Origin of the sequence: Methylophilus sp. 42 (genome assembly GCF_000384155.1) — a bacterium.
In the GTDB taxonomy this organism is placed as follows: Bacteria; Pseudomonadota; Gammaproteobacteria; order Burkholderiales; family Methylophilaceae; genus Methylophilus.
On the sequence record NZ_KB913031.1, the window covers coordinates 1,458,716 to 1,474,312 of the forward strand.

Consider the following 15,597-nt stretch of genomic DNA (forward strand, 5'->3'; position numbering starts at 1 on the left):
TTGTCGATCTAAATTAATATCTGCAATACGGTTAATCAAATGCCTTCGTGGGCAGCAATCGCGGCAGCAATCGCTGCGGCCATCAACTCTTTCGGTAATCCGACATCATATTCAGTCAGCTCGGGATGTTGTTCCACAAAGCTGGTGTTGAAATCGGCAGCCCGGAAATCCGGGTGTAGCATGATTTGCTGGTAGTAAGGAATCGTCGTTTTGACCCCATACACCACCATGTCGTTCAGCGCACGGCGACCGCGCTCAATCACACCTTCCCAATCCAAAGCCCAAACCGTCAGTTTGGCGCACATGGAGTCGTAGTAGGGCGGAATGACATAGCCGCTGTAAATCGCCGCATCCATACGCACACCGGGGCCGCCGGGTGCATAATAGCGCGTGATCTTGCCAAAGCTGGGCAGAAAATCTTTTTGTGGATCTTCGGCATTGATACGGTATTCCATGGCAAAACCACGGAAAGCAATTTCGCTTTGCTTGTACTGCAGTGGCAAGCCGGCAGCGACACGAATCTGTTGTTGTACGATATCGACACCGGTAATGGTTTCAGTCACGGTATGTTCCACCTGCAAGCGGGTGTTCATTTCCATGAAGTAGAAATTGTTGTCTGAATCGAGCAGGAACTCGACCGTCCCGGCATTTTCATAACCGACGGCTTTCGCGGCCTTGACGCCCAGGCCGCCAATGTAATCGCGCTGGGCTTGCGACAGCTGTGGCGAGGGTGCAATTTCAATGAGTTTCTGGTTACGGCGCTGGATAGAACAGTCGCGTTCAAACAAGTGGATGACATTGCCATGTGCATCGGCCAAAATCTGTACTTCAATATGGCGAGGATGGACAACGCATTTTTCCAGGAAGACCTCAGGTTTACCAAAGGCTTTGCTGGCTTCGGAAATCACGCGGTCATAGTTACTTAATAATTCTTTTTCGCTATCGCAACGACGAATGCCGCGGCCACCACCACCGTTGGTGGCTTTTAACATCACCGGATAGCCAATCTTTTTAGCCAGTTGCACAGCGGCATCTAGAGATTCCAGGTTGCCATCGCTGCCCGGCACGCAGGGGATACCCGCATTGATCATGGCGTTACGCGCCTGAATCTTGTCACCCATCTGGCGAATCACGTCAGCTTCAGGACCGATAAACTTAATACCGCGGCGGGCACAGACCTCAGCCAGCTCAGGATTTTCAGACAGGAAGCCATAGCCAGGATGCAAGGCGTCACAGCCTGCAGCCACAGCAATGTTCACGATGTTGTGTGCGTTCAGGTAGCCTGCCACCGGGTCAGAGCCAATATTATAGGCTTCGTCAGCTTTCTTGACATGCAAGGCATGACGGTCGGCATCCGCGTAAATGGCCACCGACTTGATGCCCATTTCTGAACAGGCGCGCACAATACGTACCGCAATTTCACCGCGATTCGCGACTAAAATTTTCTTAAACACACATTACCCTTAAAGCAAGAAAAAAGGACAGAGTCTTTTAGTAACTCAACCGTTTATTTAGTTAGCAACTGCTTGTATTTAAAGCGCTTTGAGTTGGTTTGGTTGTGGTTTTGCACTAACAAGGCCGCCTGAACGGATGGCCGATTATGCAAACCGGCACCATGAGTGCGCCCTTGATAAAGAGCGCCGCGTGATGCGACGTCATTATAACAACAAACCGAGGTCTTAAAAAGTAGAACGTCATTTTTGGCCGTGTCTGCTGCGTGGCTGGTCGTCAAGATCGGCCGAGTTTGCTATAGTGTCATGCTTGTTTATATTTAGAGTTTTCTTAGCTTATGACGCGATTTCAGGAGCTGGCCCGGCAGCAAAAAAACAGTGAGGGTGAGTTGGCGCTGTCATCTTTGCCGCGCTTGCAAGAAGCCTTGCAAGCATTGGGCGTCACTGATGCCGCTGAATTAGGTGCGTTGCGCGTGCATTATCAATTACAAGGGTTGCCGTCGCGCTTTTTTAGTGAGACTGCCTTGCCTATGCTGTCCTTAGCGGTGCAGGCGGCGTTACCGTTGGTTTGCCAGCGTTGTTTTGCCCCGTTGCCGCAAGTGCTTGACTTGCAGTTTGAATTTGCATTGTGCGATGAGCCGCCGGAAGCGCTGCTTGAAGATGAGCACGTAGACTGGCTGGAAGAGGGGGATGAAACGACCATTGAGTCATTGGTTGAAGATGAGTTGTTGATGGCCTTGCCAATTGCGGTGATGCATGAAGAAGCGTGCGTCAGTTTGCAGCAATCTGCCGGTGAAAAACCTAATCCGTTTGCGGCACTCAAGCAGTTAAAGCTGGATAAATGATCGCTGAGCGTTTTGTTTGTGCACGCTGAAAACGCAAAAAAGCAAATCAAAAGCGATATTTGCAGGATTTATTTGCAGTTGTCTCTGGAATATTTTATAATTGCGGATTAGGTAGCATTTTAAGTTTATTTATAACTGCCCTTTAACTTCATTCTCTGAGGTGTGGCGGTTTGATTTTGGAGTATATAAATGGCAGTTCAGCAAAACAAAAAGACACCGTCCAAGCGTGGTATGCACCGTTCACACGACTTTTTGACAAACCCACCTTTGGCGATTGAGCCAACGACTGGTGAAGTACATTTGCGTCATCACGTGAGCCCTAACGGTTTTTACCGTGGCCGTAAAGTGATGCCAGCTAAAGGCGAATAATCGCTGCATTAAAGCGTCAAGCTTTAAAACACGCCGCGCAGTAAAATGCGCGGCGTTTGTGTATCTGGCGTAAGCCTGCACTTGCCTGCATCTGAGTAATTGAGCACTGTGTTTTAATAACAGGTGCCGTGCATGGAAAGTAAATTTGGGAAATGACATGACAACTGGTCAACACGTGCATTCACAAGAAGTAGTGATTGCCATTGATGCCATGGGAGGAGATCACGGTCCACATGTGACTGTGCCTGCGGCAGTGCGTATTTTAAACGAAAATCCTAATCTCAATATTATTCTGGTTGGCTTGCAAGATGCGGTTGAGGCCGAATTAAAAGCATTGCATGTATCGCCTAATCCGCGTTTGCGTGTGCATCATGCCAGCGAAGTGGTGTTGATGGATGAATCGCCACAAAGCGCGATGAAAAATAAAAAAGATTCTTCCATGCGCGTGGCCATCAATATGGTCAAAACCGGCGAGGCGCAAGCCTGTGTCAGCGCAGGCAATACCGGCGCCCTCATGGCGACAGCACGTTTTGTGCTTAAAACCTTGCCTGGTATTGACCGTCCGGCCATTGCCTCGACGTTGCCTTCTGAAAATGGCAGTACGTTTATGCTCGACCTCGGTGCCAATGCTGACTGTACCCCAGAGCACCTGTACCAGTTTGCCATTATGGGGGCGATGGTGGTGAGCTGTATCAGCAATAAACCCAATCCTACTGTCGGCCTGCTTAATATTGGCTCAGAAGATATTAAGGGCAATGAAGTGGCCAAGCAGGCGGCGGAGTTGCTGCGTGGCAGCCATTTGAACTTTTACGGCAACGTGGAAGGCGATGATATTTTCAAAGGCACAACCGATGTCGTGGTCTGCGATGGCTTTGTCGGTAATGTGGCATTAAAAACCACTGAGGGCCTGGCACACATGATGGGCAAGTTCCTGACGCAGGAATTCAAGCGTAACTGGTTGACCAAGTTGATGGCGCTCGGCGCTTTCCCGGTATTAAAAGCGTTCAAAAAACGCCTGGATCCGCGTCGCTATAATGGCGCCAGCTTTTTAGGCTTGCGCGGTATTGTGGTGAAAAGCCATGGTGGAGCGGACAGCGTCGGTTTTTACCATGCGATTCATGTCGCCATGGAAGAGGCGCAGAGCGGTATTTTGAAGCGTATTCAGGCTCAGCTTGAGATTGAGCACCTGACGACTTCCGAGCAGTCCTGAGCTGCATTCGGCTAGGTAATTTGACCCAATTAAGGCATAATCGTACGGATGATTAACGCACGCATCGCAGGCACTGGCAGCTATCTGCCACCCACTATTTTAACCAACGCCGATCTTGAAAAGATGGTCGATACCACCGATGAGTGGATTTTTGCCCGGACCGGTATCAAGCAACGCCATCGTGTCACGGATGAGCGCACCAGTGACTTGGCTACCCATGCAGCACGCAATGCTATTGAGGCTGCAGGCATTCAGGCGCAGGATATTGACCTGATTATTGTGGCGACGACCACACCAGACAAAATCTTCCCCAGCGTAGCGACGATGGTGCAACGCAAATTAGGCATCAGCGGCTGTCCGGCATTTGACGTGCAGGCCGTCTGTAGCGGCTTCGTCTATGCGCTGACCACTGCCCATCAATTTATCAAGTCAGGCCAGTACCGCAACGTGCTGGTCATCGGCGCAGATACGTTTACCCGCATCACTGATTACACCGACCGTAGCAACTGTATCTTATGGGGCGATGGCGCTGGTGCGGTGATTCTGCAAGCCAGCGAGCAACCTGGGGTGCTTTCTACCCATATTCATGCCGATGGTAATTACGAAACGTACCTGCATGTGCCACGTAATACGGATGGTGGTCCGGATACCGTGGTGATGGAAGGCAATGCTGTGTTTAAAATGGCGGTGAATACGCTTGACCAGATTGTGGATGAGACGCTGGCAGCGAATAATATGCAAAAGTCTGACATCGACTGGCTGGTGCCGCACCAGGCCAATATTCGCATTCTGCAAGCAACCGCCAAAAAACTGGATCTGCCTATGGAAAAAGTGGTGATCACGGTAGATAGACACGGTAATACTTCTGCAGCGTCTATACCCTTGGCGCTGGACACTGCCGTGCGTGATGGCCGCATCCAACGCGGGCAGATTCTGCTCATGGAGGCGTTTGGTGGTGGATTTACCTGGGGTTCTGCGCTGGTCAAGTATTAAACCAGTGCAATTTCTGTGTGCAGGCGTCATGTATGTGATGACCTGCCTATTTTTTAGTCAATACGCGATCAAACATTATGTCTAAATTTGCTTTTTTCTTTCCAGGCCAGGGCTCACAGTCCGTCGGCATGATGCAGGGCTTGGAGGCACATGCCATCGTCAAGCAAACCTTTGATGAGGCTTCCTCCGTACTGGGTGTCGATTTCTGGAAAATGGCGACAGAAGCCAATGACGAAATTAACCTGACTGAAAATACACAGCCTATCATGCTCACTGCAGGGGTTGCTACCTGGCGCGTGTATCAGGCACTTGGTGGCAAGCTGCCAACAGCCATGGCTGGTCACAGCCTGGGTGAATATACTGCGTTGGTGGCTGCAGGTGCTATTTCATTCGCAGATGCCTTGCCATTGGTCAAGTTTCGCGCCCAGGTAATGCAGCAGGCAGTGCCGGAAGGTCAGGGCGCCATGGCCGCTATTTTAGGCCTGGATGATGACACCGTGCGTGCCGTGTGCACCGAAGCGGCCCAAGGCCAGGTGGTGCAGGCCGTGAATTTTAATTCACCCGGCCAGGTGGTGATTGCTGGTGACAAAGCCGCGGTTGAGCGCGGCATGGAGTTGGCCAAAGCTAAAGGTGCTAAACGTGCTTTGCCGTTACCTGTCAGCGTGCCATCGCACTGTGAGCTGATGAAGCCTGCGGCGGATAAGCTGCGTGAGTATTTACAAAACGTGGATGTGCAAGCGCCTGTGGTGCCGGTATTGCACAATGCGGACGTGGTGGCATATAGCGATGCCGCGCAAATTAAAGACGCACTGGTGCGCCAGTTGCATAGCCCGGTCCGCTGGGTAGAGACCGTGCAACAATTAGCCTCGCAAGAGGTGTTGAGTGCTGCCGAATGTGGCCCGGGCAAGGTACTGGCTGGTTTAGCCAAGCGCATTGTGGCTGACATGACTTGTGTCGCACTGGTCAATGATGAATCTGTGCAAGCATTTGTTGCGCAATAAGGAGTGAATATGTTGAATCAACAAGTAGCATTGGTGACTGGCGCAAGCCGTGGCATTGGCGCAGCGATTGCGCAGACCTTGGGTAAGCAGGGCGCAACCGTGATTGGTACGGCCACTTCGGCCAGCGGGGCAGAAGCGATTACTGCCCACCTGCAGGCCGCCGGTGTGAATGGCGTTGGCTTGGCGCTGGATGTGACCCAGCCAGAACAGATCGAAGCGGTTCTAAAGCAGATTGCTGAACAATACGGTGAAGTTTCTATTCTGGTCAACAATGCTGGCATCACCAAAGATACCTTGCTGATGCGCATGAAGGATGAAGACTGGGATGCTGTATTGAACACCAACCTGAAGTCCGTGTTCCGTATGAGCCAGGCGGTGTTGCGTCCGATGATGAAGGCGCGCCAGGGTCGCATTATCAATATTTCCAGCGTGGTAGGTCATATGGGCAATGCCGGGCAAGTGAATTATGCTGCCGCGAAAGCAGGCATGACCGGCTTTACCAAGTCCATGGCGCAAGAGGTTGGTAGTCGTGGCATTACGGTGAACTGTGTCGCGCCTGGTTTCATTGAAACCGACATGACGGCCGAACTGCCAGAAGAGATTAAAGCCAAAATGCTGGAGCGCATTGCGGTCGGCCGTTTGGGGCAGGTCGATGAAATCGCCGCCACGGTTGCTTTCCTGGCGTCGCCTGCGGCTGCTTACATTACTGGTGAAACCATCCATGTCAATGGTGGTATGTACTGCGCTTAATATATAGTTTCTTTGGTATTCTGGGCAAGTTTTGCTAGAATACCGGTTTATTGAACACGACACTTATCAACAAAGGGGTATTTTAGATGTCCGACATCGAACAACGCGTAAAGAAAATCGTTTGTGAACAACTGGGTGCAAACGAAGCTGACGTTAAAAACACATCATCTTTCGTAGATGATCTGGGTGCAGATTCTCTGGACACCGTAGAATTGGTGATGGCTTTGGAAGAAGAATTCGATTGCGAAATTCCTGACGACGAAGCAGAAAAAATCACAACCGTGCAGCAAGCGATTGACTACGTCAACGCAAACCTCAAGTAATTCATTGACTTCATTCTTCAATCAGCCCTCGCAAGAGGGCTGATTTTCTATTATGACGAAACGCAGAGTAGTAGTAACTGGCTTGGGCGTGGTGTCTCCAGTAGGGATTGGTACCCAAACCGCTTGGGACAATCTGGTTGCTGGTCAATCAGGCATTACCCGCATCACCAAATTTGATCCCACACCATTCGCTTCGCAAATTGCAGGCGAAGTCAAAGGCTTTAACGCTGAAGACTTTATTCCGGCTAAAGATGCCCGCCGTATGGATACGTTTATCCAGTATGGCCTGGCAGCAGGCCTGGAAGCCTTCCGTGATTCTGGCCTGGAGGTGACTGACGCCAATGCCGAGCGCATCGGTGTCACCATCGGTTCCGGGATTGGTGGTTTGGGCTTGATTGAGTCCACTAACGACAGTTATGACGAAGGTGGCCCACGCAAGATCTCGCCATTCTTTATTCCTGGCACCATTATCAATATGATTTCTGGCAACCTGTCGATCATGCTGGGCTTAAAAGGCCCGAATATCGCCGTGGTGACGGCCTGTACCACAGGCACGCACAGCATTGGTGAAGCAGCACGCATGATTGAGTACGGCGATGCCGATGTGATGGTGGCTGGTGGCGCTGAAGCAGCGATTACCGAGCTGAGCGTTGGTGGCTTTGCCTCTGCGCGCGCCTTGTCTAGTCGCAATGATGATCCGGCAACGGCCAGTCGTCCCTGGGATAAAGACCGTGATGGCTTTGTCATTGGTGAAGGGGCCGGGGTGATGGTGCTTGAAGAGTATGAGCACGCCAAAGCCCGTGGTGCCAGAATTTATGCTGAACTGGCTGGCTATGGTTTAAGTGCCGATGCCTATCACATGACCGCGCCAAATATGGATGGCCCACGTCGATCCATGGTAAACGCTCTGAAAAATGCAGGCGTTAACCCTGATCAGGTGCAGTTTATGAATGCACATGGGACATCCACGCCGTTGGGTGATGCCAACGAAACCAACGCGATTAAAGCGACGTTTGGTGACCACGCTTATAAACTGGTGGTGAACTCCACCAAGTCTATGACCGGTCACTTACTGGGTGGCGCCGGTGGCTTGGAGTCTGTATTTACTGTATTGTCTATTTACAATCAGATTTCACCGCCTACCATTAACTTGTTTAATCAGGATCCGGAATGCGATCTGGATTACTGTGCCAACACCGCACGTGATCTACAGATCGAATATGCCCTGAAAAACAACTTCGGCTTTGGCGGCACTAACGGCAGCCTGTTGTTCAAGCGCGTTTAGGCGTCGTCTTAGCCAAATAAAAAAGCCAGCATCTGCTGGCTTTTTTATTGCGTGCTAATTGCTTATTTCAATACAGCCAGCGCAGCAGCATAGTTTGGCTCGTCAGCGATTTCGCCCACCAGTTCGCTATGCAATACTTGATTGTTTTCATCCAGCACTACAACAGCACGTGCAGTTAAGCCCGCCAGGCTGCTGTCAGTGATGAATACGCCGTAGTCAGTGGCAAATTTTGCAGTGTCACGGAAAGTGGACAGGGTGACTACGTTTTCCAGGCCTTCTGCGCCGCAGAAGCGGCTTTGGGCAAACGGCAAGTCAGCAGATACACACAATACAACGGTATTGTTCACGCTGCTGGCTTCTTTGTTGAACGTGCGTACTGAAGTCGCGCAAGTTGGTGTATCAATGCTAGGGAAAATGTTCAGTACTTTACGCTTGCCGGCGTAGGCATCCAGGCCAACCAGATTGCGTTTGGCATCTGCCAGTTGAAAAGCCGGGGCAGCGTCGCCTGCAGCCAAAAATTTACCGCCAACGGCGACCGGGTTACCTTTAAGCGTTACGCTTGCCATAATCTTCTCCAAAACATGATGAATGAGTGTTAAACGAGCACTTTAACTTGTCAGCCAATGTCAATCAACCACATAAAAAGTAAGGGAATCATTTTTGTAGTGCAGCCAGGGCAGCATCGTAGTCGGGCTCACTGGTTAATTCTTTGACCAGTTCCACATGCAATACGCGGTCATGTTCGTCAGCGACCATCAGCACGCGCGCAGGTAGTCCTGCCAGTTTGCTGGTCATCATCAGCACACCATAGTTCTTAAGCATGTCACGGCCACGCATGGTGGATAAATGAATGCCTGCAGACAGATTTTCTGCGCTGCAGAAGCGTGTCATGGTGAAGGGTAAATCAGGCGAGATGTGGAGAATGACGGTATTCTCCAGGCTTGCTCCGATGCCGTCCAGCCTGCGTACGCTATTGGCGCTGGTAGAGGTGTCTATGCCTGGGAAAAAATGCAGGATTTTACGCTGGCCACGAAAGGTGTCTAATGAAACATCTTCCAGCGCATGGTTCACCAATTGAAAGAACGGCAGGGTTTGGCCAAGCCTGGGCAAGTCATCTTCAACCAGTATCGGGTCATCCAGTAAAGCGGTGGCATTAGGCATGATCAGTCATCTATTCACGAAAACGCCTGACATCATAGAGCATTATGCCTGGCGGATTAAATTTTTTATTGTTTGCGCTGCCACAGTCTTATCCTTTCCTTCGTTGGAATTTTAACGCTGTCAACCAGATTATTTGCACCCGTCATAGGTACAAAAAAGCGTGTTGGCGGTTAAAATAAAGCCATGGAAGCGTCTGAAATTCCCACCATTCAACCAGTATTTATTCATCTGCGCTGTCACAGTGAGTATTCCATTGTGGACGGCACGGTGCGCATTGACGACTATGTCAAAGCCGCCAAAAACGATGCGATGCCTGCTATCGCACTGACTGATCTCTCTAATCTGTTTGGCGCAGTCAAATTCTATAAAGCCGCCCGTGGCAAAGGCTTGAAGCCTGTGCTTGGCTGCGATGTCTGGATTGAAAATACGGTACAGCGCGATCAACCGCAGCGCTTGCTATTGCTGGTGCAAAACCAGCAAGGCTATCGCCATTTATGCGAATTACTATCCCGTGCTTATCTCGAAAACCAGTATCGCGAACGCGCAGAAATCAAGGCCGAGTGGTTGGTAGAGAAAAATGCCGGCTTGTTAGTGCTTTCAGGTTTCGCGGCAGGCGATGTTGGACTCGCCTTGCAATCAGGCAATCAAGCGGCGGCTTTGCAATATGCGCAGCAATGGGCGCAGGTATTTGCTGGCCGCTATTATCTTGAAGTGCAGCGCGTGCATGAAGCTGGCACGCCTGAAGCTTACGCGCAAGAGCAACTGATACAGCAAACCGTGCTGGTGGCGCAGCAACTGGATCTGCCAGTAGTAGCGACGCACCCGGTGCAATTCCAAACAGCAGATGACTATATGGCGCATGAGGCGCGTACCTGTATTGCTGAAGGCTATGTGCTGGCCGATAAACGGCGTCCACGCAAGTTTGTCGCGACCCAATATGTGAAAACGCAGGCCGAGATGCAGGCCCTGTTTGCCGATATGCCATTGGCGTTACAGAACTCGGTGGAGATTGCCAAGCGTTGCAACCTGACGCTGACACTGGGTAAAAACTATTTGCCAGACTTTCCGACGCCGAATGGCGAAAGCCTGGATGTGTACCTGGTGGACCAGTCAAAACTGGGGCTGGAGCACCGTCTGGCCTATTTATATCCGGATGAGCAGCAGCGCGAAGCCAAGCGCCAGGAATATGAAGACCGCTTGCAGTTCGAGTGCAACATCATTGTGCAGATGGGCTTCCCTGGCTACTTCCTCATCGTTGCTGACTTTATTAACTGGGCCAAAAATAATGGCGTGCCAGTCGGGCCAGGCCGGGGCTCAGGTGCGGGCTCACTTGTAGCTTACAGCCTGGGGATTACCGATCTGGATCCACTCAAATACAACTTGCTGTTTGAGCGTTTTCTCAACCCTGAGCGGGTCTCCATGCCCGACTTCGATATTGACTTCTGTATGGAAGGACGAGATCGCGTCATCGATTACGTCAAGCATAAGTATGGCTTGGCATCGGTGTCGCAGATCGCCACCTTCGGTACCATGGCGGCTAAAGCGGTGATCCGCGACGTGGGCCGCGTGCTGGATTTACCGTTTAACTTCGTCGATGGCATCGCCAAGCTGATCCCGCTGGAGTTGGGCATCACGCTGGAATCAGCGCTGGAAAAAGAGCCGCAGTTACAAGAGCGCCGCGAAAAAGAGGAAGAAGTCGCAGAATTACTTTCCTTGGCGCTCCGCCTTGAGGGCTTAGTGCGTAATATCGGCATGCACGCCGGTGGCGTGTTGATTGCCCCAGGCAAGATTTCTGATTTTTCACCGGTGTATTGTCAGCCGAATGGTGATAGCCTGGTCAGTCAATACGATAAAGACGATGTGGAGGCCGTTGGCCTGGTTAAGTTCGACTTTTTGGGCTTACGTACGCTGACCATTCTCAATATGGCACTGGAAAATGCCAATGCCCAGCGCGCGCAAGAAGAGTTGCCACCGCTGAGTTTCGAGACCATCCCGCTAGACGATAAACGCAGTTACCATTTGCTGAAAACGGCCAATACCACCGCGGTATTCCAGCTGGAATCGCGCGGCATGAAAGACATGCTCAAGCAGGCCAAGCCGGACTTGTTTGAGGATATTATTGCCCTGGTAGCTTTGTATCGACCGGGTCCTATGGACCTGATTCCTGACTTCTGCCGCCGTAAACATGGTACGCAGCGTGTGGAGTATCCGCATGCGTCCACCGAGTCTATCCTGAAAGAAACCTACGGCATTGCCGTGTATCAGGAGCAAGTGATGCAGATCGCGCAGGTGGTGGCTGGTTATAGCCTGGGTGGCGCTGACTTGCTGCGGCGCGCCATGGGTAAGAAAAAACCTGAAGAAATGGTGCAACAGCGCGAAATTTTCAACGAAGGCGCGCAGAAAAATGGCTTAACCCTGCAGCAGTCTAACGATCTGTTCGACTTGCTGGAAAAATTTGCCGGCTATGGCTTTAACAAGTCACACGCGGCGGCCTATGCGCTGGTTGCTTATCATACCGCTTACCTTAAAGCGCATTATCCGGCTGCATTCTTGGCGGCAACCATGTCGGCCGATATGAACAACACCGATAACGTGCATACGTTTTTCGATGACTGCGGGGCTAACCATGTCGATGTGCTGCCGCCGGATGTGAACGCCAGTATTTACCAGTTTAAGCCGCTGAGTGCGCAGCAAGTATTGTATGGGCTGGGTGCCATTAAAGGCACTGGTTTGGCGGCGATCGAGCTGATCATGGCCTCACGTCAGGCACAAGGGCCATTCAAGGATATCTTTGATTTTTGCCAGCGTTTGGATCTGCGCAAAGTCAATCGCCGGGTAATTGAATCACTGATTCGCGCCGGGGCTTTCGACAAGCTGGAGCAGAATCGGGCTGCGTTACTGGCCGGGCTGGATACGGCGATTAGTGTCGCCGAACAAAGTGCGGCGCATGCCGGGCAGGATTGCTTGTTTGGCGGCGTGGTTGAAACCCGTCACGCTTTGCCTGGTATCGCACCCTGGAGCCCAGAACAGGCATTGATAGAAGAGAAAACGGCGCTTGGTTTTTACCTGAGTGGCCACCCGTATTTGAGCTATAAACCACAATTAGGGCCGTTTATTAAAGGCAATCTCAGCGAACTGGCACCGCAGGATCAGCCCAAATTACTGGCGGGTGTGGTGATGGGCGTGCGCGTGCGTATGACCCAGCGCGGCAAGATGGCGATCGTCACGCTGGATGATGCTGTGGGTAGGGTGGATGTGGTGGTTGGCTCAGAGCTGCTCATGCAACACGCACAATGGATTAAAGATGACCAATTGCTGGTGGTGGAAGGCCGCATCAGCAATGATGAGTTCTCAGGCGGTATTCGTGTCAGCGCCAGAAAACTCTATGACCTGGCGGCCGTGCGCAACCGCTTTGCGCAAATGCTCACCCTGAATTGCAATGGCACTTCTGATGTGCAAAGGTTGATGAATGTGCTGACGCCTTACCGTTACGCGGGCGAAGAGCAAAAGCGCTGCCCGATCAAGGTGGACTACCATAACCAGTCGGCGCAAGTGAGCCTGATGCTGAGCGATGACTGGCAAGTCGTGCTGCATGACGACCTGTTGCAGAATTTGCAGGGCTGGTTGTCAAAAGAAAACGTCAAAATCCTTTATAATGCCTAAACTTTTTTTCTAAGAATTCACACTGGAATTCATTATGAGTGCAAAACGTCTCACGCCTAGTAAACTGACTTATCTCGATTTCGAGCAGCCAATTGCTGCCCTCGAAAAGCGTATTGAAGCTTTGCAAGTTTCACACGATGAACATGACTCGCTGGATATTTCCAAAGAGTTGGACTTGCTGCAAAAGAAAAATACCAAGCTGCTGCAAGATACTTACCAAAACCTGACTGCCTGGCAAATTTCCCAGGTCGCGCGTCATCCGCAACGCCCTTACACCATCGATTACATCAATGCCTTGTTTACTGACTTTCAAGAGTTGCACGGTGACCGTGCCTTTGCCGATGACCCGGCGATTGTCGGTGGCATTGCCCGTTTCAAAGGCATTCCTGTCATGGTCATGGGCCACCAAAAAGGCCGTGATATCAAAGAGCGTCAATACCGCAACTTTGGCATGCCGCGTCCTGAGGGCTATCGTAAAGCCTTGCGCTTATTCCGCCTGGCCGAAAAATTCCATCTGCCAATTATTACCTTTATCGATACCCCGGGCGCTTATCCTGGTATCGGTGCCGAAGAGCGTGGCCAATCAGAAGCGATTGCACGTAACCTGTATGTGATGGCTGAGCTCAAAACACCGATTATCGGCGTAGTCATCGGCGAGGGCGGTTCAGGTGGCGCGCTGGCGTTGGGCGTCGTTGATCATTTGAACATGCTGCAATATTCGACTTATTCAGTCATCTCGCCTGAAGGCTGTGCTTCTATTTTGTGGAAAAGCGCGAGCAGGGCACCTGACGCTGCGGAAACCTTGGGCATCACTGCAGACCGACTGAAATCCCTGGGCCTGGTCGATAATATTATCAGTGAACCATTGGGCGGCGCCCATCGTAACTACGAAGAAGTGATGGAGCGTATTGGCCAGGCCATTGGTCAGCAACTCAAAACGTTACAAGCTAAAAAAGTACCGCAGCTGCTCGAGTCGCGCTACCAGCGTTTGATGAGTTACGGTAAATTTAAAACCAGCAGTGAAAAATAGCATGTCTTTACTATCTCAGTTAGAAAATGTCATTAAGACCTTTCTGGCTGGGGAGTCTACCCCGCATTCTCAGCCACCCCATTTATTGCTTGCGCTTAGTGGTGGTGTAGATTCTATTGTGTTGCTGCACACCTTGTCACAACTGACGACCCCGTTATCGTTTACCTTATCTGCCATGCATGTGCACCATGGCCTCAGCCCGCATGCTGGCAACTGGCTACAGATGTGTGAACAACTGTGTGCTGATAACAATATCCCTTTTTATAGTGAAAAAGTGCATGTTGATTTGCAAAGTGGCTTGGGCGTTGAGGCCGCTGCACGCGACGCGCGTTACCAGGCATTAGAGCGAGTACGCCAGCAATTGGCCGCGGATGCGATTGTCACGGCCCATCACATGCAAGACCAGGCAGAAACCTTATTGTTGCAGCTGATGCGTGGTGCCGGGGTAAAAGGCCTCAGCGCCATGAGCCATTGGGATGCTGAGCGTTATTTGCTCAGGCCGCTGTTAACAGTGCCCAAGGCTGAGCTACTGCAATATGCGACGGCCCAACAGCTAAAATGGGTAGAAGACGAAAGCAATGCCGACATTAGCTATGACCGCAACTTCATGCGTCAAAAAGCCATGCCTGTATTGCGTGAGCGCTACCCGCAATTGGATAGCGCCTTGCTGCGTAGTGCCAGTCATCTTGCAGATGCCCAAATTTTACTAGACACGCTCGCACAGCAAGACTTGCTGCAATGCGATGTGCGGGAGGAGTGGCTGGGACAGTCGATCGCTATCCCGCATCTGCACACGCTGGGCGACGTGCGTGCAAAAAACCTGTTGCGCTTCTGGTTTCAGCAACGCCAACTGCGTATGCCGAATACAGAACAATTGCAGGATTACTGGAAGCAGCTTTCCTCAGTGAAGTCGCACCGTTATTTACACCTGCCCTTACAAGGCCAGGCTGCGGATCATCGCGCTTATCTGCATCATTATCAGCAGCGCCTGTATTGTGTCGCCAAACCGGCCGCATTGCCGCAAACGCCCCTTGTGTGGCAGGGCCATCAAACGCAAACCTGGGGTGACTGGCAAGTACAATTCAAAGTCAGTAAAGGGCGCGGGATCGCATTGGCCAGGCTGGGGATTTCTCCCGCCGCCATCACGCTGAACAAGCGTTATGGCCAGCCGATTCCATTGCCAGAGGGGCTGGCGCTGTTGGTTTCACCCAGAACAGGCGGTGAAGCATTGCAGCCCGATGCTAAACGTCCAAGACGTGAATTAAAAGTGATTTTTCAAATGCTGGGGATTCCACCCTGGCAACGTGCTTTTTACCCCGTGGTTCAAGTCACCACTACTCAGCCTAGCACATCACAAACGCTGGTTGCTCTCGCTGCCATTGCAGTCGATGAAGCCTGGCGCCCTGGCCGTAATGCTTACGGTCTCGAAATCTTCCTTCAGCCTCGCTAAATTAAAATTGGTTGTAATAAACCAGTTTAAACCATAAAATTGGTTGCAATGAGCCATTTTTATGGT

General features: G+C 51.3%; 14 protein-coding genes. 11 read left to right on the forward strand and 3 right to left on the reverse strand.

The annotated features are described in order from the left end of the window. Positions 1-35: 35 nt before the first annotated feature. Entirely contained in the window at positions 36-1,454 is a 1,419-nt protein-coding gene (locus tag MET42_RS0107185; protein WP_019882190.1) for an acetyl-CoA carboxylase biotin carboxylase subunit, read from the reverse strand. A gap of 335 nt (positions 1,455-1,789) precedes the next feature. Between MET42_RS0107185 and MET42_RS0107190 the strand changes: the two genes are divergently transcribed. From MET42_RS0107190 to fabF, 8 genes are all read left to right on the forward strand, one after another. After that, on the forward strand, positions 1,790-2,296 hold the full coding sequence (locus tag MET42_RS0107190; RefSeq protein WP_019882191.1) for a DUF177 domain-containing protein: 507 nt from the start codon (positions 1,790-1,792) through the stop codon (positions 2,294-2,296). Between the two features lie 189 nt (positions 2,297-2,485). Next, complete coding sequence (rpmF, locus tag MET42_RS0107195; protein ID WP_018985326.1) at positions 2,486-2,665, forward strand: 50S ribosomal protein L32; 180 nt, start codon at positions 2,486-2,488, stop codon at positions 2,663-2,665. A 157-nt stretch (positions 2,666-2,822) separates the two neighbouring features. Next, positions 2,823-3,875 (forward strand): phosphate acyltransferase PlsX, encoded by a 1,053-nt coding sequence (gene plsX / locus MET42_RS0107200; RefSeq protein ID WP_019882192.1) that lies wholly within the window; start codon positions 2,823-2,825, stop codon positions 3,873-3,875. A 48-nt stretch (positions 3,876-3,923) separates the two neighbouring features. Continuing rightward, entirely contained in the window at positions 3,924-4,868 is a 945-nt protein-coding gene (locus tag MET42_RS0107205) for a beta-ketoacyl-ACP synthase III (protein ID WP_019882193.1), read from the forward strand. A gap of 77 nt (positions 4,869-4,945) precedes the next feature. After that, complete coding sequence (fabD, locus tag MET42_RS0107210; protein ID WP_019882194.1) at positions 4,946-5,869, forward strand: ACP S-malonyltransferase; 924 nt, start codon at positions 4,946-4,948, stop codon at positions 5,867-5,869. A gap of 9 nt (positions 5,870-5,878) precedes the next feature. After that, entirely contained in the window at positions 5,879-6,619 is a 741-nt protein-coding gene (gene fabG / locus MET42_RS0107215) for a 3-oxoacyl-ACP reductase FabG (protein ID WP_019882195.1), read from the forward strand. Positions 6,620-6,705: 86 nt separating this feature from the next. Next, on the forward strand, positions 6,706-6,942 hold the full coding sequence (gene acpP, locus MET42_RS0107220; protein ID WP_019882196.1) for an acyl carrier protein: 237 nt from the start codon (positions 6,706-6,708) through the stop codon (positions 6,940-6,942). Positions 6,943-6,994: 52 nt separating this feature from the next. After that, the gene (fabF, locus tag MET42_RS0107225) at positions 6,995-8,227 is read left to right on the forward strand and encodes a beta-ketoacyl-ACP synthase II (RefSeq protein WP_019882197.1); all 1,233 of its coding nucleotides are present in this window, start codon (positions 6,995-6,997) and stop codon (positions 8,225-8,227) included. Positions 8,228-8,289: 62 nt separating this feature from the next. On the opposite strand, the gene tpx (MET42_RS0107230) is transcribed toward fabF, so the two are convergent. After that, complete coding sequence (tpx, locus tag MET42_RS0107230; protein WP_019882198.1) at positions 8,290-8,793, reverse strand: thiol peroxidase; 504 nt, start codon at positions 8,791-8,793, stop codon at positions 8,290-8,292. Between the two features lie 88 nt (positions 8,794-8,881). After that, positions 8,882-9,388: a thiol peroxidase gene (tpx, locus tag MET42_RS0107235; protein WP_019882200.1), complete on the reverse strand. Its 507-nt coding sequence runs from the start codon at positions 9,386-9,388 to the stop codon at positions 8,882-8,884. A 183-nt stretch (positions 9,389-9,571) separates the two neighbouring features. Here tpx (MET42_RS0107235) and dnaE point away from each other — a divergent pair, with 183 nt between their 5' ends. Genes dnaE through tilS form a run of 3 tightly spaced genes read left to right on the forward strand, consistent with a single transcriptional unit; the run spans position 9,572 to position 15,531 of the window. Then, positions 9,572-13,051, forward strand: a complete 3,480-nt coding sequence (dnaE, locus tag MET42_RS0107240) for a DNA polymerase III subunit alpha (RefSeq protein ID WP_019882202.1) — start codon at positions 9,572-9,574, stop codon at positions 13,049-13,051. A 34-nt stretch (positions 13,052-13,085) separates the two neighbouring features. After that, complete coding sequence (locus MET42_RS0107245) at positions 13,086-14,081, forward strand: acetyl-CoA carboxylase carboxyltransferase subunit alpha (RefSeq protein WP_019882203.1); 996 nt, start codon at positions 13,086-13,088, stop codon at positions 14,079-14,081. Position 14,082: 1 nt separating this feature from the next. After that, positions 14,083-15,531, forward strand: coding sequence for a tRNA lysidine(34) synthetase TilS (gene tilS, locus MET42_RS0107250; protein WP_019882205.1), 1,449 nt, complete (start codon positions 14,083-14,085; stop codon positions 15,529-15,531). The last annotated feature ends 66 nt before the right edge of the window (positions 15,532-15,597 follow it).